Raw genomic sequence first — 20,707 nt, 5'->3', positions numbered from 1 at the left:
ATTTAACAAATAAGACATGGCTTTGACACGCAAGTCCTTGAACATTCAGTACAGGAACTACAAGGAGCTGAAGCCATGAAAGAGTTACCAAACCCCACCTTCGCACTGTCCCCTGTTCAATTGCCCAGGGGGTCACTTCATCCGGAGTCCCCTGGTACCGGTTTGGAATTTTTGCCGCGGCGTGTGCAAAGCACCATTGCAGTCAGCTGGGCGACGCATCTCGACGAAGTTCGGGAAGCGCAGCGCCTGAGGCACCAGGTCTTTGCGACCGAATTGGGCGCACGGTTGCCCAAAACAGTGCCAGGTCACGACATCGATTTGTTTGACGATTACTGCGAGCACCTGCTGGTGCGGGACAGCGCTTCGGGTCAGGTCATTGGCACCTACCGGGTGCTCACGCCCGTGCAGGCCAAGCGGGCAGGCAGCACCTACAGCGACACCGAGTTCGACCTGACACGCCTGCGCGATATGCGCGGCCGCATGGTCGAGTTGGGCCGCAGCTGCGTTCACCCTGATCACCGCCATGGTGGCGTCATCATGGCTTTGTGGGGCGCTCTGTTTGAGTTCATGGACCGCAACCGTCTGGACACCATGATCGGTTGTGCCAGCATCCCTATGCTGCACAACGGACTGGTCACGGGGAATGCCGCGGCCAGCATTTGGCATCAGCTGCGTCAAAGTCATTTGGCCGATATCCAGTTCCATGTACGGCCACGTTTGCCTTTGCCCGTTGAAGAGTTGGACGCGACTTTGCCCATCGAGCCGCCCGCGCTCATCAAGGGGTATTTGCGTCTGGGCGCCAAGGTGCTGGGCGCACCCGCTTGGGACCCGGATTTCAACACCGCCGACCTGCCCATGATGATGCGCACGGCCGATTTGCCCCAGCGCTACCGCAAGCACTTTTCCATGGGGGCGTTATGACCACTGTCGCCGAAGCCGCACCTGCTGCGGGTCTTTTCAAAACCGCTTACGCGGGCTTAGATGACAGCTTGGTTCAGACTTTTCCAGGGCTTGTGCCCCCTTTGAGTCAAGGGCCCGAAGACCCCGATGAAGACCCTACGCCCGCAGGCCGACCCCGTTTGCGGGCGATTTTCATTTCGGACCTGCACATTGGCACACCTGGTTTTCAGGCCGAAGCCTTGCTGGACTTTTTGAAACACCACCCCAGCGATGTGCTGTATTTGGTCGGCGACATTGTGGACGGGTGGCAATTGCGCAGGCGCTGGTTCTGGCCACAAAGCCACAACGATGTGGTGCAAAAGTTGTTGCGTCGGGCGCGTAAAGGCTGCCGCGTGATTTATGTGCCGGGCAACCACGACGAGTTCGCCAGGCATTTTGTGGGCCATGCCTTTGGCGGGGTCGAGGTGCTGCACGACACGTCGCACACCACGGCCCAAGGCCTCAAGTTGTGGGTGGTGCACGGCGACCATTTTGATGGCGTGATCCAGTGCGCCAAGTGGCTGGCGTATGTGGGTGACTGGTTGTATGAGTTGACATTGCGGCTCAACCGCCACCTCAACAGCTTCAGGGCCCGCATCGGTCTGGAGTACTGGTCCTTATCGGCCTACCTCAAGCTCAAGGTCAAAAAAGCGGTCAATTTCATCAGCGACTTTGAGGTGGCGGTGGCACAAGAGGCCAAACGCCGAGGCTTTGACGGGGTGGTGTGTGGCCACATTCACCACGCTGAAATTCGCGATGTGAACGGCACCTTGTACTGCAACGATGGCGACTGGGTCGAGAGCCGCACCGCTTTGGTGGAGCACGCCGACGGCCGTTTGGAAATCATCCACTGGGCCGGTCAAGCGGTGGTCGTGAATACATTGCCCGCGCAGGTGGTCACCGCATGAAGCTGGCTTTGATCACCGATGCCTGGCATCCACAGGTCAATGGGGTGGTGACCACCTTGTATGAATTGGTGGAAGCTTTGGGTCCATTGGGTGTTGAAGTCTGTGTGTTTCACCCGGGGCAATTCAACAATCGACCCTGCCCAGGTTACGCGGGTATTGACATTGCGGTTCGTCCTTACAAGCACTTGGCCGAGATGCTCGACAAGTTGTCGCCCGATGCGGTGCACATCGCCACAGAAGGCCCTTTGGGTTGGGCTGCACGCAAGCACTGCCTCAAAAGAGGCTGGCGCTTCACCACGGCTTTTCACACCAAGTTTCCTGAAATTCTCAAGGCGGCATTGCGTGTACCTTTGTTTTTGGGTTATGCCCTCTTTCGCCATTTCCACAAACCCTCTTCGGGGGTGATGGTGCCCACCCAAGGTGTTTTGCAGATGCTGAAAGCACGGGGCTTTCAGAACCTGAAGCCTTGGACCCATGGGGTGGACCTGTCCTTGTTCTCCTACCAGCCGCAGCCCCTCGATTTGCCTGAACTGCAGCCGCTGGCAAGGCCTTGGGCTTTGTATGTGGGCCGTGTGTCCTACGAAAAAAACATCGATGCTTTTTTGGACATGCCCTGGAAGGGCACACGCATCGTATGTGGCGAGGGCCCTTTGGCCGATTCGTTGAAGGCACGTTATCCAGGTGTGGTGTGGATGGGGGTGTTGCCTCGTCCCCAGCTGGCACAGGTCTATGCGGCGGCAGATGTGTTTGTTTTCCCCTCTCGCAACGAAACCTTTGGCCTCGTGATGCTTGAAGCCATGGCCTGTGGTACGCCGGTTGCGGCGTATCCTGTGGATGGACCTTTGCAGGTGATGGGCGCAGACCAAGGACAGACCACAGGGGGAGTGCTGGGTGAAGACTTGGCTGAAGCCACTTTCCAAGCTTTGAAGTTGCCGCGCCAAGAGGCCCGAATCAGGTCAGAGGTCTTTGCTTGGCCTCATGCCGTGGCTTTGTTCAGATCTTTTTTGACGCCTATCAAGGTTGAGGGAAAACCATGACATGAATTCACGCCGTTGTCATCAAATTGACTTGAAGGATTTCTAGACTCCCTTGAAACTCTTCAGATGCATGTCATGTCCCCCATACTTTCTCAGAACACATCGGCAGGGCCTGATTCGAAATTTCTGGACCGAGACCTGAGTATTTTGGCGTTCAATGAACGGGTGCTCGACTGGGCGCACCGCCCCGAAGTGCCTGTGCTCGAGCGCTTGCGTTACCTGTGCATCGTGTCTTCGAACTTGGACGAGTTCTTTGAGGTGCGGGCCGAGCCGCATGTGATGGGCAGCTTGCAGGAGATCAAGTCCGGCCAATACACCCACAACAGCTTGGAGGCGATTGCCGACAAAACCAATGCCATGGTGGCGCGGCAATACGCGCTGTACAACGACGATTTGCTGCCCACTTTGCAGCGGCACGGTTACCGCTTGTTGTCGCATGGTGAGCGCAATGCCGAGCAACGCCGTTGGGTGCGCAGCTATTTCCAGCGCGAGGTGCAACCTCTGCTGGTGCCCGTGGGTCTGGACCCAGCCCATCCTTTTCCGCAAGTGGCCAACAAATCGCTCAACTTCATTGTTCAGTTGTCGGGCAAAGATGCTTTCGGGCGTGCCAACGAAATCGCCATCGTCAAAGTGCCGCGTGTGTTGCCACGGGTGATTCCCTTGCCGGACCGTGTGTGTGAGGGCAGCAAGGCTTTTGTGCTCTTGTCCAGCGTGATCCGCGCCCATCTGGCTGAGTTGTTCCCGGGTCGTGAGGTTGGACAGTTTTCCCAGTTCAGGGTCACGCGCCATTCGGACTTGGCGGTTGATGAAGACGAGATTGCCAATTTGCGCATGGCCTTGCGCCAGGGGCTGCAACACCGCAACTATGGTCAAGCGGTACGCCTGGAGGTGTCGTCCAACTGTGCCCCCCGTTTGGCGGAATTTTTGCGCAAAGAGTTTCGCCTGCCCGAAGCGGCTGTGTTCCGGGTGAATGGCCCGGTGAACTTGGTGCGGCTTATGCAACTCATCGATCTGGTGGCTGCGCCCGACTTGCTTTTCCCCCCCTTCAAGGCCAGCTTTCCGGTGCAGTTGCCGCAGCACGGCTCGGTGTTCAACCGGCTCAAAGAAGGTGATGTGCTGATCCACCAACCTTTTGAAAGCTTCGACGGTGTGCTCGCCTTTTTGCGCGAAGCGGTGATGGACCCGAACGTGTTGGCCATCAAACAAACCATTTACCGTGCCGGCAGCGACACCACCATGATGGATTTGCTGCGTGAGGCGGTGCGCCGGGGCAAAGAAGTGACGGCGGTGGTGGAGCTCAAAGCCCGATTTGACGAAGAGGCCAACATCAACTGGGCCGAGCAGCTCGAATCGATCGGTGCCCAGGTGGTCTACGGCATTGTGGGCCTGAAGACGCACGCCAAAATGCTGCTGGTCACCCGCCGTGAAGGCCGTGTGTTGCGCCGCTACGGCCATCTGTCGACCGGCAACTACAACCGCCGCACCGCTGCGCTGTACACCGACCTCAGTTACCTCACGTCCAATGCGGAGATCACCGCGGACATGGATCAGTTGTTCGGTCATCTGGCTAGCCAAAGCCGCTTGCCGAAAATGAAGCGCGTGCTGGTCGCGCCCTTCACTTTGCATGCCCAGATGCAGACCCTCATCGAGGCCGTGGGCGATGCCGCAGCGCGTGGTGCGACCGGGCGCATTGTCATCAAGATGAACGCCCTCACCGATGAGCCCTTGATGGAGGCCTTGTTGGCAGCCGGGCAAAAAGGTGCCAAGATCGATTTGATCGTTCGTGGGGCCTGCATGCTGCCCGCAGGGGTGGCGGGTTTGAGCGACAACATTCGGGTGCGCTCGGTGATTGGCCGCTTTTTGGAACACTCGCGGGTGTTTTACTTTTGTGCCGACCAGGACGAATCGCTGTACTTGTCGAGTGCCGACTGGATGAGCCGCAACATGACGCGCCGCATCGAACTGGCTTGGCCTGTGACCGACCCGCTGCTGCGCCAGCGCATCATCGATGAATGCCTGATCGCCTACCTGCACGATGGGCGGGATGCTTGGGACTTGGCCCCTGACGGCCAGTACCACCGCGTGGGCCTGACGGCTCCCGGACCCGGTGCGCAGCAAGCGCTGATGCAACGTTACGACGCTTCGCCCGTGCGGAAGTGAGCGCCATGGACTTGATCATTTGGCGTCATGCTGAAGCCCATGAGGCCGAGCCGCTTGAGGACGACATGCAAAGGGCTTTGACCCCTCGAGGGCGCAAACAGGCCGAACGCATGGCCACATGGCTCGACGCCCAGCTGCCGCAAGGCACCCGGGTGCTCAGCAGCCCGGCTGTGCGGGCGGAGCAAACCGTCAGAGCCTTGGGCCGCAAATACAAGGTGCGCGATGCACTGTCCCCCGGGGCCAGTGTGACCGACGTGCTGGAAACCTCGGGTTGGCCCGAAGCCCGTTATCCGGTCTTGCTGGTGGGGCACCAACCGGCGCTGGGCGGTTTGGTGGCGCAATTGATGGGCATGCCCGAGGCCGCATGCGCCATCCGCAAAGGCGCGGTCTGGTGGCTGCGCCACCGCATCCGCGAAGGCCAGTCACAAACCGTGTTGATGGCCGTGACGTGCCCAGAGCGGATTTGACCCACGCGGTGTGTCGCGCCTTCAGTCTTTGGCAGGTCGCCCGGTCTTGATGGTGGGCACGTTGGACATGGCTTTCTTGAAAGCGGTGTCGGCCATGCCCGCCAAAGCCTGCAGGCCTGCGCGGATCAGCTCGCTTTTCTTGACTTCTACGCCCAGAGCCATGGCGCGTTTTTTCATCTCGGTGATTTGCAGCAGCTCGGTCTTGGGCAGGGTGAAGCTGTCGCGCACCACTTTGACCTTTTTCTCTTTGGCAGCCTTGGCTGGGGCGCCCGACTTTTTCTTGTCCACCGCTTTAGGCTGAGCGGCTTTGGCCGGGCCGGTCTTGGCCTTGTTGGGCGTGGCCGGTGGGCTCAGTGGCGCCGCTTGCGCAGGGCTTGGTTTGCTTTTGGGCGCTTTGGCGGCGGTTTTTCGGGTGGCTTTGACAGGGGTTTTTTTTGCGGATGCTGCCTTGGTGGCAGGCTTAGCAGCAGGTTTGGCGGCAACTTTCACAGCAGACTTGCCAGCGGCAGATGACGGGCTCGCTGCGGTGGTGACTGGGGTTGCGGAGGAGGTTGTGGCGTTCATGGTCACTCGACTTTCAAAATTAACGGTGCATACAGTTTATACCGTTGATTTTGAACAGGCAAGATTTTGAACGCCAAAATCAGGGGAATTCAGTTCACAGCCACCTGAAAAACCCATTCCGTCTTTTGCCAAGCGTTCTTTTCTTCACGCAGCAAATGGGCAGATTGGGGCCAGAGTTCAACCCAATCGCTGTCCATCTGAAGGCTGGCGTTGCGTCGACCTGCATCACACTGGATGTGCAAACCCGACAAATCCGGGTCGCGTCGGGCATGGCACAAGATGACCGCCAAGCGCAGGGCCATCAGCTGTTGGACAAAGCGGGTGTTTTGCAGCTCGGCTTCGAGCTTGCGCAGCTTGCCGCGGTGGCCCAAAACCAGCTGGCTCAGGCGATGGAGTTCGTCCAAAGTGAAGCCGGGCAGGTCGGTGTTGTCGAGGATGTAGGCACCGTGCTTGTGGTAATCGCTGTGCGAGATGCGCATGCCCACTTCGTGGAGCTGGCATGCCCAGTGCAGTTTTTGCAAATGGCGTTGCTGCTCGCTTTGGGGCACATCGGTTCGATCCGACGCGATCATGGCTTGTAACAAGCCTTGGGCCGTGCGGGAGACCCGGTCCGCCTGCTGCGCATCGGTGCCAAAGCGTTGGGCCAACCAGCTGACCATGGACGCGCGGACATCTTGGGGCGTTTCGCGGTCGATCAAATCGTAAAGTGCGCCATGGCGCAAGGCGCCTTGAGCGGCATGCATTTCATCGATTTGCAGCAGATCAAACACCGCTTGCAAAACTGCCAGACCGCCACCAATAACGGGTTTGCGGTCTTCCTTGACGCCATCCAGGCGCAGGTTGTCCAGCTTTTGGGCCTTGAATAATCGCTCTTTGAGCCAATTCAAACCATCGCGCGTGACGCGTCCCTCAGGCCAGCCTGCCTGAGTCAGGATGTCGGACACCGCGCCCACGGTGCCTGAAGAGCCGTAACACTTGTCCCAGTGTTGGCGGTTAAAGAGGCTGTGCGCTTCATCCAGCACGGCCAAAGCACCTATCTCGGCGGCCTTGAAGGCCTGAGGGGTCCACATGCCATCGGGGAAGTATTTCATGGACCAAGCGACGCTGCCTACGCGGTAAGACTCCAGGGTACTGGCGGTTTCGTGTTGGCCCAAAATCATCTCGGTGGAGCGACCGCCAATGTCTACCACCAAGCGGCGTTCGTCCGACTGCGGCAGCAGGTGCGACACACCCAGGTAAATCAATCGGGCTTCTTCGCGCCCGGCAATCACCTCAATCGGAAAGCCCAAAATCTGTTTGGCCTTGGCCAGAAACACGTCGCGGTTGCGGGCCTCGCGCAAGGTCTGAGTCGCTACGGCCCGCACCTGGTGAGGCTGAAAATCCGCAATCCGCTCGCCAAAACGGGCCAGGCACTCCCAGCCACGGACCATGGCGTCTTCGCTCAGGTTGCGCTCGCTGTCCAGGCCGTTGCCTTGCCGCACGGTTTCCTTGATGTACTCCACCCGCCGCAGCTGACCCGCATCCATCTGACCGATTTCGAGGCGAAAACTGTTGGAGCCCAGGTCGATGGCGGCGTACAGGGAATGGGTTTGCATAGGGTGGGGCGGGGCGAGTGCGGACGGGCGAAATGTGGATTATGTGACTGTATTGTGAAATCCAGATGACATGCGTGCGAATCTGACCTGGGGGCCCAGCCTGGAGCGCTCGCTCATTTGTAAATCTGATCGTCTTTGTGCACTGCCCAGCGGTTGACCAATGCCACAAGCGTCAGCATCACAGGCACTTCCACCAGAACGCCCACCACGGTGGCCAAGGCCGCACCCGAATTCAGGCCAAACAGCGAGATGGCTACTGCTACCGCGAGTTCAAAAAAGTTGGAGGTGCCGATCAGGCAAGCGGGGCCAGCCACGTTGTGCGGTAATTTCAGCCACCGAGCGCCCCACCAAGAAAGGAAGAAAATGCCATAAGTCTGCAGTACCAAGGGCGCGGCAATCATGGCGATCACGAACGGTTTGTCGATGATGGTTTGCGCCTGAAAGCCAAACAACAAGACCACAGTGGTGATTAAGCCGGAGACCGACCAGGGCTTGAGTTGGGCCATGCGCCGCTGCAAGTGCTCAGTCCCTCGAGCGAGCCACAGCCGGCGGCAGAGCATGCCGGCCGCTAGTGGTAACACCACATACAAAACGGTGGACAGCAAGAGCGTTTCCCAAGGCACCGTCACATCGGTCACACCCAGCAAGAAGCCCGCAATTGGCGCAAATGCCACCACCATGATGAGGTCGTTCACGGAGACCTGTACCAAGGTGTAGTTGGCGTCACCCTTGACCAGTTGGCTCCACACGAACACCATGGCGGTGCAAGGGGCCACACCCAGCAAGATCATGCCTGCGATGTATTCTTGAGCCGATTGTGGATCGACCCAGGGCGTAAACAGGTATTGGAAAAACAGCACACCCAGTGCGGCCATGGTGAAGGGCTTGATGAGCCAGTTGACCACCAGCGTGAGCCAAAGACCTTGCGGCTTTTGGCTCACGTCTTTCACGGCGTTCCAGTCGATTTGCACCATCATTGGGAAAATCATGACCCAGATGAACACCGCTACCACCAGATTGACGTGTGCAAATTCAAGTTCGGCTACGGTCTGAAACACGCCGGGCACCAGTAGGCCCAAGCCCACCCCAGCCGCAATGCCCAAAGCCACCCAAATCGACAAAAAGCGTTCAAAAAATCCCATGTCGTGTGGTCACTTCAAGCGTTGTGGTTTTAGGCTGGCAGGGTTTTTGATGACCGGTTCAAGAACGGCCGATTTGATCGAGCTCTTTTTTCAAAGCCAGCCGCTCGAGCTTGTCAATGGGCAAACTCAGCAGAATCGAAATGCGCCGGTGCAGTTTCATGAAAGCATCCCAAAAAGCTTTGGCTTTTTCGGCGTCGGTGGTGCCAATGTGGCCAGGGTCTTCCACGCCCCAGTGTGCGGTCATGGGCTGACCCGGCCAGACGGGGCAGACCTCGCCCGCCGCGTTGTCACAGACGGTGATCACGAAGCCCATGGTGGGCGCATCGGGTGCCGCAAACTCGGACCAGCTTTTGCTGCGCAAGCCTACGGTGCTCAGTTGATTGCGTTCAAGGCAGTGCAAAGCATGCGCATTGACATGACCGGCAGGACGGCTGCCCGCGCTGTAAGCCACAAAGCGGTTGGGGCCCAGGTGATTCATGATGGCCTCGGCCATGATGCTGCGGGAGGAATTGCCAGTGCAGATGAAGAGGATGTTGTGTGTGGACAAGGTTTTTCTCCGTTCGAACAAGGGGATTCAACAGCGGCCTGGCTCGCAAGCCAGATTGAGCGCGTCGCCGCAGGGCACACCCTGGCAGCAATGGGCGGTCAAAAAGTCCATCAGGCTTTGCATCGCGCCTAGATCGGCGCGGTAGCGCAAAAAACGGCCTTCGCGCTGCACGCTGACCAAGGCCGCGTGGTGCAGTTCTTTGAGGTGGAACGACAAGGTATTGGCCGGAATGTCGAGCGCCGCAGACAATTGGCCGGGCTGAATGCCCTCAGGCCCCGTGCCCACAATGGCGCGGAACACTTTGATGCGCGAGCTTTGTGCCAAAGCCGCCAAGGCCTTGACGGCCACGTCTTCGTCCATGACGCTGAAAAGAGAAATGGGGTTCATGGTGTGTCCTTTGAAACGGGCGTTTCGGTGAGCAAACCCACGGGCAATCGAAGTGTGGCCAGCCAGCACAAGAGCAGCATCAAGGCCGAGCCCAAGAGTGCGTACAAAAGCCCGCCCCATTGGTAGAGCATGCCCGACAGCAGCGTGCCCATGAAGCGGCCCAGCGCGTTGGCGGCGTAATAAAAGCCCACGTCTTCGGCCGCTTTTTCAGAGCCCGCATAGGCCAGCACCAAATAGCTGTGTACCGAGGAGTTGATGGCAAAGGCAAAGCCAAACAAACTCAGGCCCCCCACCACCCACCACTGCAGATGCGGCGCTTGCCAATACATGGCTGCGGCAATGCCCAGTGGAATGAGCGTGAGCACCGCCGACCACCAACGCGCGGCAGGCACCTCGCGGCTCAGGCCATCGGCGCTGCGGCGAACGATCTGTGGCGCCAGCGCTTGCACCAAGCCATAACCAATCGTCCAAGCCGCCAAAAAGCCACCCACCATGGTGAAGGTCCAGCCCACTGAGTAAAGGAACACGGGCACGCCCACAACAAACCACACATCACGCGCCCCAAACAAAGCCACGCGGGCGGCGGCGAGCGCGTTGATGCCCGTGTTTTTGGCGAACAGCTCTTTGGCCGAACCCGAAGGCTTGCTCTTGCCCATCATGGGCGGCAAGCTCGTCACCACGCCAATGAGCACCAGCGCCAAGAGGCCTGACATGGCCCATAAGGAACCCTGAAACCCCAGCGTCTCCAGCAGCAAACCACCCAGAAAAAAGCCAAAGCCTTTCATGGCGTTTTTGCTGCCGGTGAACCAGGCCACCCACTTGAACAATTGCCCGTTGCCTTGGTCTTTGGCTTGTGCCTGCGTGATCTTGATGGCCGATTTGCTGGCCGTTTTGGTCAGGTCTTTGGCCACACCACACACGCCTTGCGCCAACACCACCCAAGCCACCGACATGGCCGCTGTCCACTCTGGCTGCAAGGCCGAGAGCAAGCCAAAGCCGATGATTTGTGTGACCAAGCCCACCGTGAGCATGCGGGCAATGCCAAAGCGCGTGGCCAGCCAGCCGCCAATCAGGTTGGCCAAGACGCCCGCACCTTCGTAGAGCAAGAACAAAAATGCCAACGTGAACGGCGAGTAACCGAGCTTGTAAAAGTGCAGCAGCACCAACATGCGCAAAGCGCCGTCGGTCAGGGTGAAGCCCCAATAGGCGGCGGTGACGATGCCGTAATGGCGTTCAGCGGCGTTCATCTCAGATGCCGACGTCGTTCATGTGGCAGGCCAGGTCCACCATGCGGCAGGCATAGCCCATTTCGTTGTCGTACCAAGCGTAAATTTTGAGCAGTGTGCCGTCGGTCACCATGGTCGACAGCGCGTCCACGATGCTGCTTCGCGTGTCGCGGGCGTAATCGGCGCTGACCAAGGGGCGCTCCTCATAACCCAAGATGCCCGCCAGCGGGCCTTGGGCCGCAGCGGCGAACAAGGCGTTGACCTCTTCGGCGCTGGTCTCGCGCTTCATCTCGAACACGCAGTCGGTGAGCGATGCGTTGAGCACCGGGGCACGCACCGCGTGGCCGTTCAGCTTGCCTTTGAGTTCTGGGTAGATCAAGGCAATGGCCGTGGCGCTGCCCGTGGTGGTGGGGGCCAGGTTGACCATGGCGCTGCGGGCGCGGCGCAGGTCTTTGTGTGGGGCATCGACCACCAAGTTGGTGTTGGTCGGGTCGTGGATGGTGGTGATCTGACCATGCTTGATGCCGATGGCTTCGTGCACGACTTTGACCACCGGGGCCAAGCAGTTGGTGGTGCAGGATGCGGCGGTGACAATGCGGTCTTTGGCTGGGTTGTACAGCGTGTGGTTGATGCCCACCACGATGTTCAGCACATCACCCACCTTGACGGGCGCGGCCACGATCACGCGCTTGGCGCCGCGGTCCAGGTGGCCTTGAATGGTTTCGGGCGTCAAAAACTTGCCCGTGCATTCGAGCACCAAGTCCACCCCCATGTCGCCCCAAGGGATGTCGGCCGGGTTGGCGTGCGAGGAAAAGCCCAGGGTGCGATCACCAATGCGAATTTGGCTGTCGCCTTCCGCCTCAATGCGCTCTCGCCACTTGCCCTGCACGCTGTCAAAAGCCAGCAAGTGCGCCGTGGCCGCTGCGCCACCTTTGAGTTCGTTCAGGTGCACCACCTCCAGGCGGTTGCCTGCGCGGGGGTCGTCTTGCTGGCGCTCGGCAGCGCCCATGGCCGCACGCAAAGCCAAACGGCCGATGCGGCCCATTCCGTTGATGCCGACTTTCATAAAAATCCTCACTGATTAATTCGATGACGATCGAATTGTGGCTGATCTTTGTGTCATTTGAATGACAAAAAACAAGCGTCACTGGAACCCATCACGTTGAGTCTGAAGCACAAAGGCATGAAGCTTTTGTGACGAAAAAAAATGAGAAGGTAAAGCCCACTGTCGCCATGGGTGTCATGAGTTTTTCACAAGGGCTGATTAGTCTCAAACGGATCTTTCAACCCACAGGAGTTTCCAAGATGTCTAGCCTCATTCGTGACGACGATGGTGTTTCCAACACCTCAGCCAATGACCATTTGCATGATCTGATCGAGCGTGAAATCGCTCGCAACCCCAGCCGCCGCAACATGCTCAAATCCGGTGCTGCATTGGGTTTGCTCGGTATTTTCGGCAGCGCCTTGACAGCCTGCGGTGGCAGCTCGGCTCCTGCTGCAGGCAGCATTGGCTTCAAGGCCGTGGCCACCAGCAGCGGTGATGCCATCGTTGTACCCGAGGGTTACACAGCCGACGTGATGTACCGCTGGGGCGACCCGATCACAGCCACTGCCTCAGCATTCAAGGGCGATGCCAGCGAGACTTGGCGCGAACAAGAAGTGCAGTCGGGTGACAACCACGATGGCATCAATTTCTTCCCCTTCCCCGGCACCGATGGCAACAGCCGCGGCATCTTGGCCATGAACCACGAGTACATCAATCCCGAGTACTTCCACAATGTGGCCAATTTCAACAAGCCCGAAATCCCTGACAACACGAAAAAACAGGTCGCTGGTCACGGTGTGTCGGTCATCGAAGTTCAGCGCAATGCCGCTGGCAAGTGGGAGTATGTGAAGAACTCCACCTACAACCGCCGAATCACGGGTTACACCCCCATGACCCTGACAGGCCCTGCAGCTGGCCACGACCTGCTCAAGACCGCCGCCGACGCCACCGGCACCGAAGTGTTGGGCACGCTCAACAACTGCGGTGCTGGCCAGACGCCTTGGGGCACCTTCATCACCTGCGAAGAGAACTTCAACGGCTACTTTGGCACCGACGCAGCCGGTTGGACACCCGACACCCTGCAAAACCGCTACGGCCTGGCTGCTGCGGGTTTTGGCTACGGCTGGCACAAGGGTGACCCCCGCTTTGATCTGGCGGTCAACCCCAACGAACCCAATCGATTTGGTTGGGTCGTCGAGATCGACCCCTATTCGCCCACCAGCAAGCCCAAAAAGCGCACTGCCTTGGGCCGCTTCAAGCATGAGAACGCAGAATGCGTGCTCTCCAAGACCAACAAGGCCGTGGTATACACCGGCTGCGACGAACGCAACGAGTACCTCTACAAATTCGTGTCGACCGGGACCTATGACGCTGCCAACAAGGCCAGCGGCGCCAATCTGCTCGACGCCGGCATCTTGTATGTGGCCCGCTTTGATGCAGGCACTGTGGTGGGTGACAACCAAGGCACCGGCGCTTGGCTGCCCTTAGTGCATGGTCAAAACGGTCTGACCGCCGAGAACGGATTTGCCAACCAGGCCGAAGTGCTGATCAAGGCCCGCCAGGCCGCAGACCGTGTGGGCGCCACCATGATGGACCGCCCAGAATGGGTGGCTGCCAACCGCACGAAGCCCGGTGAAGTCTTCCTGGCCTGCACCAACAACAACCGCCGCGGCAGTGCAGCTACGCCATCTTCCAACAACGTCAACGGTTCGACCACCGCCGGTTCTGCTCGCCCCGCTTTGGATGAGGCCAACCCCCGTGCCGTCAACAACTGGGGCCATGTGATCCGCATCAATGAAATGGGTGCCGATGCCGCAGCCTTGACGTTCAACTGGGACATCTTTGTGATCGCCGGCAATCCAGCTCTGGAGGGTACCAAGAAGGGCTCAAGCAACATCGACGCCAGCAACACCTTCAACTCGCCCGATGGCATTCAGGTCGACCCCGAAGGCCGCCTCTGGATTCAAACGGATGGCCAGTACTCCAACACAGGTGATTACGTCAACCAAGGCAACAACCAGATGTTAGTGGCCGACACCACCACCAAGAAAATCACACGTTTCCTGGTGGGCCCTGCGGGCTGCGAGGTCACAGGCGTTTGCTGGACACCGGATGGTCGCACCATGTTCATCAACATCCAGCACCCAGGTGAAGTGGGTAGCCACCCGAATGCGCCTGCAGCCTACAAGTCGGCGACAGACAAGGACGCTTGGATCAATGCCAACCCAACGGCTTTTTCCAAGTGGCCTGACGGCTCCAGCGCCGGTCGTCCGCGCTCCGGCACTGTGGTCATTCGCAAAAACGATGGTGGCGTGATCGGCACCTGAAACTGGCTTTTGGCAGATCCTGTCTGCGTCTGCCGCTGAGCTTGGGCCACCCTGAGGGTGGCCCATTTGTTTTTTCTTATCCAAAGATGGTTGACCCCATATGAATGCGATGCCTCCCCAAGTTCTCGAATGCCTGTCTCAGAATGATGGCAGCTGGGTAAACCGGTTGCTGGCCTCACTTGTTCTGGCCGGAAGTTTGGCCGCTTGTGGTGGTGGCGGCAGTGGCCTCGGTCATTCCGGGGCCGGTGTCCATTCAGGGATGCCCAACGAACTGCCTTCGCCCAATCCGGTGGCCGTTGTTCTGGCCAAACCGGTTCTCTCTTTCACTGACACGGGCCTGAGTGTGTCCGATGGCGTGACCCGCATTGGCGCCTGGCAGGTCAGCAGTTTGGTGGGCTGGGAGTATTCTTTTGACATGGGCGTCACCTGGACACGAGGTGAGGGTGACTTTTTCGATGTCCGGGGGGATGGGGCCAAATCCATCTGGGTCCGTGCCCGCGACGACCTTGGGAGAACCTCGGAAATCGTGATGGTCAGCTGCGTGCTGGACACCACGCCCCCGGCCCCAGTTCAAGCGGAAGTCGCCACCCAGGAACTGACCCGTCTGGTGCGTGTCAGTGGCATCGAGCCCCAGGGCAGCTGGGAGTACTCGATGGACGACCAGCGCACATGGTGGCCTGGCACCGGCAATCGTTTGGCGGTTTTGGGCAATGCCTTGCCCGTGATGTGGCTGCGCCAAGTGGACCTGGCGGGCAACCCGTCGCCTTTTGAGCGGGTCAATTTGATGGAGCCGGGCAGTCCGACTTGGCATGAAGCCTCGGGCAACCCGATTCAGCCCAGCATGTTGTCCTTGCAGCAGGCGCGGACGGTGGTGTTACATGGTTCTGTGGTGCGGGGCGACGCCGACTACATCCGCTGGGAAATCCCGGTGGGTCAGCGGCTACAGGCCTTGCGGCTGGTGCACTATGTTTCTCCTGACCCGATCGCTTTTTTTGCCTTGCAGCGGGCGCCGGTCTTTGATGCGGGCATTGATGTGAACCGCATGCTGGTGTATGGCCACATGGGACCGCAAGATCTGAAACGCAATGTGTTGAAGGATGTGGCGGCTGGCCAGTTGACTGCCGGTCCCATGACTTTGTGGTTCCAGCAGACGGGGCCTCAGGCCACTGAATATGCCATTGAACTTGTATTTGCGCCCGTGGAGTGAGGCGATGCGCACGGCTGTGTCCATTGGGCTGTTGGTGGGTCTGTTGACAGCTTGTGGTGGCGGGGATTCGCAGGCCTTGCTGACCGCACCTGCCGTACCGACCGAGGTTCCCGGCCCGGACCCTTTGCTTTCGCAACAGTGGCATTTGTTCAACACCGGGCAAGGGGGTGGCTTGCCTGGCATAGACTTGGGCTTGCAAGGTGTTGCAGAGACTGGCCGAGGTGTTCTGATCGCCTTTGTAGATGGCGCGGTGCAGATCAGCCATCCGGACCTGGTGGCCAACTTACACACGGTCAAAGGCTTTCTGACCACACCCAACCCTTCGACACCTTTTGCGCCAGCAGACGCGCCCTACAACGACCGCGCCGGTGAGTGGGACGATGCACATGGCACCGCCGTGGTGGGTATTGCCGTGGCCCGCGCCGACAACAGCATCGGGGGGCGAGGTGTAGCGCCCCAGGCTAAATTTTTGGCCTTGGACGGTTTGTCGAACGGCCGGGTCGGGCAGGCACTCGTTTCGGCCCTGGATCAGGGTGCCGACATCGTCAACAACAGTTGGGGTTTTCTGGACCCGCAAGCTGGGCAAGGTCGAAGTTACCAGCGAGCTGATCCCCTTTGGCGCGAGGCATTGGGCCGTGCACTGTCTCAGGGTCGGCAGGGGCGTGGTGCCGTTGTGGTGTTTGCCGCGGGCAATGGGGGAGCCGATGATGACAGCAACCGAGATGGTTACGCCAACCAGCCCGGCGTGTTGGCGGTGGGCGCTGTGGACCACACAGGCCGACCACCTACCTATGCCGAGCCGGGAGCAAATGTACTGGTCAGCGCCCCTTCGATGTCGCTGTTGCGTCGTGCAGAGGGCGGGGCTGACATCTGGACCACTGACTTGGCTGGACCGAGAGGGCTCTCAGGTGGTACGCAGGCTGAAAGTGCTGACTATGCAGCTTTTGCAGGAGGCACCTCTGCGTCTGCACCCATGGTGTCAGGCGTGGTGGCGCTGATGCTCCAAGCCAACCCTGCATTGAGCTGGCGCGATGTTCGCTGGCTCTTGGCGCGAACTGCCAGAGCTGCATCGCTCGGAGCGGAAGCTGCAGAGCCTTCGGTCATGAACAGCCACGGCTACCACCCTATGGTGGGGTTTGGCCGTGTGCATGCAGGTGACAGCATCGCAGCTGCTCGGGTCTTTCGCGGACTGCCTGCCGAACGCCGCTGCGACAGTGGTTTGTTGAGCATCCAGCAAAACATCGGTGATGCACCAGATGCGGGTTTGAGCTTGGGCCACCGTTTTTCTGTGTGTAATTTGTCGGTGCTGGAGTCGGTGGAAGTCACGGTTCAGGCGGAGCACGCCTATGGGGCTGATTTGCAAATAGAGCTCAACTCGCCAACAGGGCATCGCAGTGTCCTGGCGCGTCCCCATTTTTGCAGCAAAGACTTCACAGGGGGCTGCGGCGATTTCAGTCAAGGATGGACTTTTCACAGTGTGCGCCACATGGGTGAAAACGCAGCAGGTAACTGGCGTTTGCGCGTCCAGGACCTGCAAGAGGGCGATACAGGGCGTCTGCTCCAATGGCGGCTGGTGTTGACGGGACATTGATCCAGCAAGAATGTCACTTCTGGGGTTTGGGCTGGAGGGTTGACATCAAACTTTCACAACTCGATTGTCCAATGTAAATTTTGGAGCAATGCATGTCACACCACGACCACGATCCCATTCACAACACCTCAAACAACCCTCATTTTCAGGACGTTTTGAACCAGTCCCTGCAAAACCCCATGCGCCGTGGTTTGTTGCGTGGTGGTTTGGGTTTGGCTGGCCTGGCCATGCTGCCCGGTTGCGCCACTTTGACTTCGGGTATGGCCGCTGCGCCCAAGGCCCTGGGTTTTCCTTCTGTCGAAAAAAGTCTGCTCGACAACGTCATGCTGCCACCCGGTTACCAATACAGCGTCTTGCACGCCACAGGCGATGCGCTGGACTCGGCCCTGGCCGCTTACTCCAACAAAGGCACGGAAGCCGACGACTGGTCGCGTCGCGTGGGCGATCACCACGACGGCATGGACATTTATTACATCGATGCCAACGGACGCTACACCGAGAACGAAACCGGCCGTGCTGTGCTGTGTGTGAACCACGAAAGCTCGGCCGACGCGCACTTCATGCACCCCAACGGCCAAACGTCCAATGGCGTGGTGGGCAAAAAGTTTACGCAGTTTGGTGACTGGGACTTGGGCACACGCCCCGAGTTGGAAGTGCTCAAAGAGATCAACCACCACGGCGTTTCGGTGGTCGAGATCGTCAAAACACCACAAGGCTGGCGCATCAAGCAAGACTCACCGCTGAACCGCCGCATCACCGCACAAACCCCCGTGCGCATCAGCGGCCCCCGCGCCCACATCGATGCGATCCGCAGCTTCATGGTCACCCGCTGGGACACGGCGGGTGCCATGGCGCGTGGCACGCTGAACAACTGCGGCCATGGCAAAACGCCATGGGGCACGTATTTGGGCTGCGAAGAAAACTGGGCTTATTACTTCCAGACCACGGCCAATGGTGCTGCGCTCCCAGCCAAAGAAGTGGCTGCACGCAAGCGCTATGGTGTGCCCTCATCGGCTCCAGCAGCAGGCGCCACCCGCGCACCCAGCCAGGGCTGGCACACCGTATCGGCCACCGACGACCGTTTTGCCCGCTGGAACTTGGCGGCCACCGGTGCCAACGCCGAGCGTGATTTCCGCAATGAGGCCAACACCTTTGGCTACAACGTCGAAATTGACCCATTGGCCCCTAACTCCACACCCGTCAAGCGCGTGGCCATGGGCCGCTTCGCACACGAAGCCGCTGTGTGCAGCGTGCCTGTGGCGGGTCAGCCCTTGGCTTTCTACATGGGTTGTGATTCACGCAACGAATACATCTACAAGTTTGTGAGTACCGCGGTGTGGGACCCCCGCGATGTGGGTGGCGGTTTGGTGGCCGGTGACAAGTACCTGAGCGAAGGCAAGTTGTACGTCGCCCGCTTTGATTCCACAGGCCAAGGTGAGTGGCTGGAGCTGACCATCGCTGACCCGCGCATTGCCAACCACAGCACCTACAAGTTTGCCAATCAGGGTGATGTGTTCATCAATGCACGCTTTGCAGCAGACGCCGTGGGCGCCACCAAGATGGACCGCCCGGAGTGGGGCGCGGTCAACTACCGCAATGGCGAGGTGTACTTCGCATTGACCAACAACAATGCGGCCAACCGCACGCCCACCAAGGTCGATGCCGCCAACCCACGCGCTTACATGGACTTGGACGGGAAAAAAGGCACGGGCAACCCACACGGCCACATCATCCGCTTCAAAGAGCCTGGCCACCAAGCCTCGGCCAAGACCTTTGCTTGGGACATCTTCTTGTTCGGTGCTGAGGAAGACTCGGGTGACGCCAACTTGTCGGGCTTGACGGCCAAGAACTCGTTCTCATCGCCAGACGGTCTGTGGTTCAGCAAAGCCACCGGCATTTGCTGGATCCAGACCGACGACGGCGCTTTCACCGACGAGACCAACTGCATGATGCTGGCCGCCATTCCGGGCCAGGTGGGTGACGGCGGCAAAGTGACCGTGAAAAACAAGATGATGGTGGGTGGCGTTGAGCAAAACGGCACACAAGAAAGCTTCTTGGGTGCAGCCTTGGGCGAAGCCAAACTGCGCCGCTTTCTGGTGGCACCTCAGGGTGCTGAAGTCACCGGGATCACCGAGACCGCTGATGGCAGAACCCTGTTCGTCAACATCCAGCACCCGGGTGAATTGTCCAAGCCTTTGGCTTCGGGCTCGGCCCCCCAAAGCATGTGGCCAGGCAATGCAGGTTATGGCCCGCAAGGCCGCCCACGTTCGGCGACCATCGTGATCACCCGCACTGACGGTGGCGTGATCGGGCTCTAAAGCCCAGGGGCCAAGTGTTCAGAGCAGCCGAGAGATGGCTTCGACATCCTCGGCGAACATTTGGCCCTTTTCTGCCAGCATCACTTTGTGCTGGCTGTCCATCAAGAGCGTGATGGGCAAGCCCTTCGGTTTGGGAAATTGTTGGCGCCACGCCGGGCTGGCCCAAGCCGAGGGGAAGGTGTAGCCGCGTTTTTGCAGATAAGCTTGGGCATCTTCGGGCTTTTTGTCGATGGACAAGGCCAGCATGCGCAGGCCTCGGCTTTTTTGCGAATCCCATAAGGCCTGCATGCTGGGGCTTTGCAAGGCGCAAAAGGGGCAGGTGCTGGACCACCAATACAGCAGCAAAGGCTGGCGCTCGTACTGGAAGTTCTGGCCAGTCAGCAAACGGATGGACGGCACCTTGAGCACATCTCCCAAGCGGGGCATGGCGGGTGCCAGAGCTTCGAGGGCCGCTTCGGAGGGGGCTTGGGCCAGTGCGCTGGCCCAGGGCCACAAAGCGCCCAGGCCTAAGCCCAGGGCCAGTTGCCTGCGTGTTTGAGAAGCCATGGTCATTTCAGATGAGTGGTTCATGGAGCGCACCATTTTGCCCCATGACACCTTGGCCCCCCAAGTTCAGGTCATGGCCAAAGTCAGCAGCGCGCGCTCCACATCTTGGGCCGCTTGTTTGAGGTGTGGGTTGCTCGACTCGCTGCCAGCGCGGCCCACATCCAGATCGGCTTGAAAGCCGTCACGCTCTGGCCAGACAGCATTGAGCATGTCAAAACCTGCCTCGGCAATGGTGGCTTCGGCTTGTTCGAGCAAGCGCTCCGAACGGCCCGTTTTGGACAAGACGATGACAATCTTGTTGCCCACAGAGCGGGTTTTGGCCAGCTTGCGGGCCAGCGCCAAGGTGGGTCGGAGATCATCCATCGAGGTGCCTGTGGGCAAGAACACCACGTCACTTTCGCGGCTGACATCTTCGGTCAGTTCGTCGGCCAAGCCCCGGGTGTCCACCACCACCAGGTCATAGCCCTCCACGGTTTTGCGTAACTTTTTAAGGCTCTTGAAAGCGCGGGCTTCAATCTCGGGCTCAATGCCGTTGCGCAACCTCAGTGCACCCCACTCGACGCAGGTGAGTTGCTCCAGATCGAAGTCACCGATCAACACCTTGTGCTGCGCACGGGCCGCAGCCACGGCCAAGACTCGGGCCAATGTGCTTTTGCCGACACCGCCCTTTTGTCCCACAAATGAAGCAATTCGCATGAATC

General features: G+C 59.3%; 18 protein-coding genes. 9 read left to right on the top strand and 9 right to left on the bottom strand.

Annotation, left to right across the window (positions count from 1 at the left end):
• Positions 1-75 precede the first annotated feature (75 nt).
• The 5 genes from L63ED372_RS10540 (at position 76) to sixA (ending at position 5,511) form a co-directional block, all read left to right on the top strand.
• Positions 76-921 carry a GNAT family N-acetyltransferase gene (locus tag L63ED372_RS10540; RefSeq protein ID WP_062405921.1) on the top strand — a complete coding sequence of 282 codons (846 nt, stop codon included), beginning with the start codon at positions 76-78 and terminating at the stop codon, positions 919-921.
• Positions 918-1,847, top strand: coding sequence for a UDP-2,3-diacylglucosamine diphosphatase (locus L63ED372_RS10535; RefSeq protein WP_082431677.1), 930 nt, complete (start codon positions 918-920; stop codon positions 1,845-1,847). The genes L63ED372_RS10540 and L63ED372_RS10535 overlap by 4 nt, the downstream gene beginning before the upstream one ends.
• Positions 1,844-2,884 (top strand): glycosyltransferase family 4 protein, encoded by a 1,041-nt coding sequence (locus L63ED372_RS10530; protein ID WP_062405920.1) that lies wholly within the window; start codon positions 1,844-1,846, stop codon positions 2,882-2,884. The genes L63ED372_RS10535 and L63ED372_RS10530 overlap by 4 nt, the downstream gene beginning before the upstream one ends.
• A gap of 75 nt (positions 2,885-2,959) precedes the next feature.
• Positions 2,960-5,044 (top strand): polyphosphate kinase 1, encoded by a 2,085-nt coding sequence (ppk1, locus tag L63ED372_RS10525; RefSeq protein ID WP_062407941.1) that lies wholly within the window; start codon positions 2,960-2,962, stop codon positions 5,042-5,044.
• A gap of 5 nt (positions 5,045-5,049) precedes the next feature.
• The gene (gene sixA / locus L63ED372_RS10520) at positions 5,050-5,511 is read left to right on the top strand and encodes a phosphohistidine phosphatase SixA (protein ID WP_062405919.1); all 462 of its coding nucleotides are present in this window, start codon (positions 5,050-5,052) and stop codon (positions 5,509-5,511) included.
• 21 nt (positions 5,512-5,532) lie between these two features.
• Here sixA and L63ED372_RS10515 read toward each other — a convergent pair whose 3' ends face one another.
• The 7 genes from L63ED372_RS10515 to L63ED372_RS10485 all read right to left on the bottom strand — a co-directional run bounded on the left by L63ED372_RS10515 (position 5,533) and on the right by L63ED372_RS10485 (position 12,038).
• A complete protein-coding gene (locus L63ED372_RS10515) occupies positions 5,533-6,075 on the bottom strand; it encodes a hypothetical protein (RefSeq protein WP_062405918.1) in 543 nt (180 codons plus the stop codon).
• A gap of 89 nt (positions 6,076-6,164) precedes the next feature.
• Entirely contained in the window at positions 6,165-7,670 is a 1,506-nt protein-coding gene (locus tag L63ED372_RS10510; RefSeq protein ID WP_062405917.1) for a Ppx/GppA phosphatase family protein, read from the bottom strand.
• Positions 7,671-7,783: 113 nt separating this feature from the next.
• On the bottom strand, positions 7,784-8,812 hold the full coding sequence (arsB, locus tag L63ED372_RS10505) for an ACR3 family arsenite efflux transporter (RefSeq protein ID WP_062405916.1): 1,029 nt from the start codon (positions 8,810-8,812) through the stop codon (positions 7,784-7,786).
• Positions 8,813-8,870: 58 nt separating this feature from the next.
• Positions 8,871-9,305 carry an arsenate reductase ArsC gene (locus L63ED372_RS10500; protein ID WP_231624611.1) on the bottom strand — a complete coding sequence of 145 codons (435 nt, stop codon included), beginning with the start codon at positions 9,303-9,305 and terminating at the stop codon, positions 8,871-8,873.
• A gap of 81 nt (positions 9,306-9,386) precedes the next feature.
• Positions 9,387-9,719, bottom strand: coding sequence for an ArsR/SmtB family transcription factor (locus tag L63ED372_RS10495; RefSeq protein ID WP_062407939.1), 333 nt, complete (start codon positions 9,717-9,719; stop codon positions 9,387-9,389).
• 23 nt (positions 9,720-9,742) lie between these two features.
• Entirely contained in the window at positions 9,743-10,993 is a 1,251-nt protein-coding gene (arsJ, locus tag L63ED372_RS10490; RefSeq protein WP_062405914.1) for an organoarsenical effux MFS transporter ArsJ, read from the bottom strand.
• Between the two features lies 1 nt (position 10,994).
• On the bottom strand, positions 10,995-12,038 hold the full coding sequence (locus L63ED372_RS10485) for an ArsJ-associated glyceraldehyde-3-phosphate dehydrogenase (RefSeq protein WP_062405913.1): 1,044 nt from the start codon (positions 12,036-12,038) through the stop codon (positions 10,995-10,997).
• Between the two features lie 239 nt (positions 12,039-12,277).
• Between L63ED372_RS10485 and L63ED372_RS10480 the strand changes: the two genes are divergently transcribed.
• The 4 genes from L63ED372_RS10480 to L63ED372_RS10465 all read left to right on the top strand — a co-directional run bounded on the left by L63ED372_RS10480 (position 12,278) and on the right by L63ED372_RS10465 (position 19,460).
• The gene (locus L63ED372_RS10480; protein ID WP_062405912.1) at positions 12,278-14,344 is read left to right on the top strand and encodes a PhoX family protein; all 2,067 of its coding nucleotides are present in this window, start codon (positions 12,278-12,280) and stop codon (positions 14,342-14,344) included.
• A 259-nt stretch (positions 14,345-14,603) separates the two neighbouring features.
• On the top strand, positions 14,604-15,551 hold the full coding sequence (locus tag L63ED372_RS10475) for a hypothetical protein (protein ID WP_062405911.1): 948 nt from the start codon (positions 14,604-14,606) through the stop codon (positions 15,549-15,551).
• A complete protein-coding gene (locus tag L63ED372_RS10470) occupies positions 15,517-17,142 on the top strand; it encodes a S8 family peptidase (protein WP_082431675.1) in 1,626 nt (541 codons plus the stop codon). The genes L63ED372_RS10475 and L63ED372_RS10470 overlap by 35 nt, the downstream gene beginning before the upstream one ends.
• Before the next feature lie 92 nt (positions 17,143-17,234).
• Positions 17,235-19,460, top strand: a complete 2,226-nt coding sequence (locus tag L63ED372_RS10465; protein WP_062405909.1) for a PhoX family protein — start codon at positions 17,235-17,237, stop codon at positions 19,458-19,460.
• An 18-nt stretch (positions 19,461-19,478) separates the two neighbouring features.
• Here the strand turns inward: L63ED372_RS10465 and L63ED372_RS10460 are convergent, their stop codons facing one another.
• The gene (locus L63ED372_RS10460; RefSeq protein WP_197275261.1) at positions 19,479-20,030 is read right to left on the bottom strand and encodes a TlpA disulfide reductase family protein; all 552 of its coding nucleotides are present in this window, start codon (positions 20,028-20,030) and stop codon (positions 19,479-19,481) included.
• 42 nt (positions 20,031-20,072) lie between these two features.
• Positions 20,073-20,702 (bottom strand): ParA family protein, encoded by a 630-nt coding sequence (locus L63ED372_RS10455; RefSeq protein WP_062405907.1) that lies wholly within the window; start codon positions 20,700-20,702, stop codon positions 20,073-20,075.
• Between the last annotated feature and the right edge of the window lie 5 nt (positions 20,703-20,707).

The sequence above is a fragment of the Limnohabitans sp. 63ED37-2 genome, assembly GCF_001412535.1.
Classification (GTDB): domain Bacteria; phylum Pseudomonadota; class Gammaproteobacteria; order Burkholderiales; family Burkholderiaceae_C; genus Limnohabitans_A.
This window is presented reverse-complemented; position numbering and strand designations above follow the sequence as displayed.

Excerpts from the sequence above, each read along its gene's own strand:
- L63ED372_RS10480 (WP_062405912.1), top strand. The coding sequence starts at position 12,278 with ATGTCTAGCCTCATTCGTGACGACGATGGTGTTTCCAACACCTCAGCC.
- L63ED372_RS10455 (WP_062405907.1), bottom strand. The coding sequence starts at position 20,702 with ATGCGAATTGCTTCATTTGTGGGACAAAAGGGCGGTGTCGGCAAAAGC.
- L63ED372_RS10460 (WP_197275261.1), bottom strand. The coding sequence starts at position 20,030 with ATGAACCACTCATCTGAAATGACCATGGCTTCTCAAACACGCAGGCAA.
- sixA (WP_062405919.1), top strand. The coding sequence starts at position 5,050 with ATGGACTTGATCATTTGGCGTCATGCTGAAGCCCATGAGGCCGAGCCG.
- arsB (WP_062405916.1), bottom strand. The coding sequence starts at position 8,812 with ATGGGATTTTTTGAACGCTTTTTGTCGATTTGGGTGGCTTTGGGCATT.
- L63ED372_RS10515 (WP_062405918.1), bottom strand. The coding sequence starts at position 6,075 with ATGAACGCCACAACCTCCTCCGCAACCCCAGTCACCACCGCAGCGAGC.
- L63ED372_RS10510 (WP_062405917.1), bottom strand. The coding sequence starts at position 7,670 with ATGCAAACCCATTCCCTGTACGCCGCCATCGACCTGGGCTCCAACAGT.
- L63ED372_RS10540 (WP_062405921.1), top strand. The coding sequence starts at position 76 with ATGAAAGAGTTACCAAACCCCACCTTCGCACTGTCCCCTGTTCAATTG.
- L63ED372_RS10535 (WP_082431677.1), top strand. The coding sequence starts at position 918 with ATGACCACTGTCGCCGAAGCCGCACCTGCTGCGGGTCTTTTCAAAACC.
- L63ED372_RS10465 (WP_062405909.1), top strand. The coding sequence starts at position 17,235 with ATGTCACACCACGACCACGATCCCATTCACAACACCTCAAACAACCCT.
- L63ED372_RS10495 (WP_062407939.1), bottom strand. The coding sequence starts at position 9,719 with ATGGACGAAGACGTGGCCGTCAAGGCCTTGGCGGCTTTGGCACAAAGC.
- arsJ (WP_062405914.1), bottom strand. The coding sequence starts at position 10,993 with ATGAACGCCGCTGAACGCCATTACGGCATCGTCACCGCCGCCTATTGG.
- L63ED372_RS10500 (WP_231624611.1), bottom strand. The coding sequence starts at position 9,305 with ATGGCCGAGGCCATCATGAATCACCTGGGCCCCAACCGCTTTGTGGCT.
- L63ED372_RS10530 (WP_062405920.1), top strand. The coding sequence starts at position 1,844 with ATGAAGCTGGCTTTGATCACCGATGCCTGGCATCCACAGGTCAATGGG.
- L63ED372_RS10470 (WP_082431675.1), top strand. The coding sequence starts at position 15,517 with ATGCCATTGAACTTGTATTTGCGCCCGTGGAGTGAGGCGATGCGCACG.
- L63ED372_RS10485 (WP_062405913.1), bottom strand. The coding sequence starts at position 12,038 with ATGAAAGTCGGCATCAACGGAATGGGCCGCATCGGCCGTTTGGCTTTG.
- L63ED372_RS10475 (WP_062405911.1), top strand. The coding sequence starts at position 14,604 with ATGCCCAACGAACTGCCTTCGCCCAATCCGGTGGCCGTTGTTCTGGCC.
- ppk1 (WP_062407941.1), top strand. The coding sequence starts at position 2,960 with ATGTCCCCCATACTTTCTCAGAACACATCGGCAGGGCCTGATTCGAAA.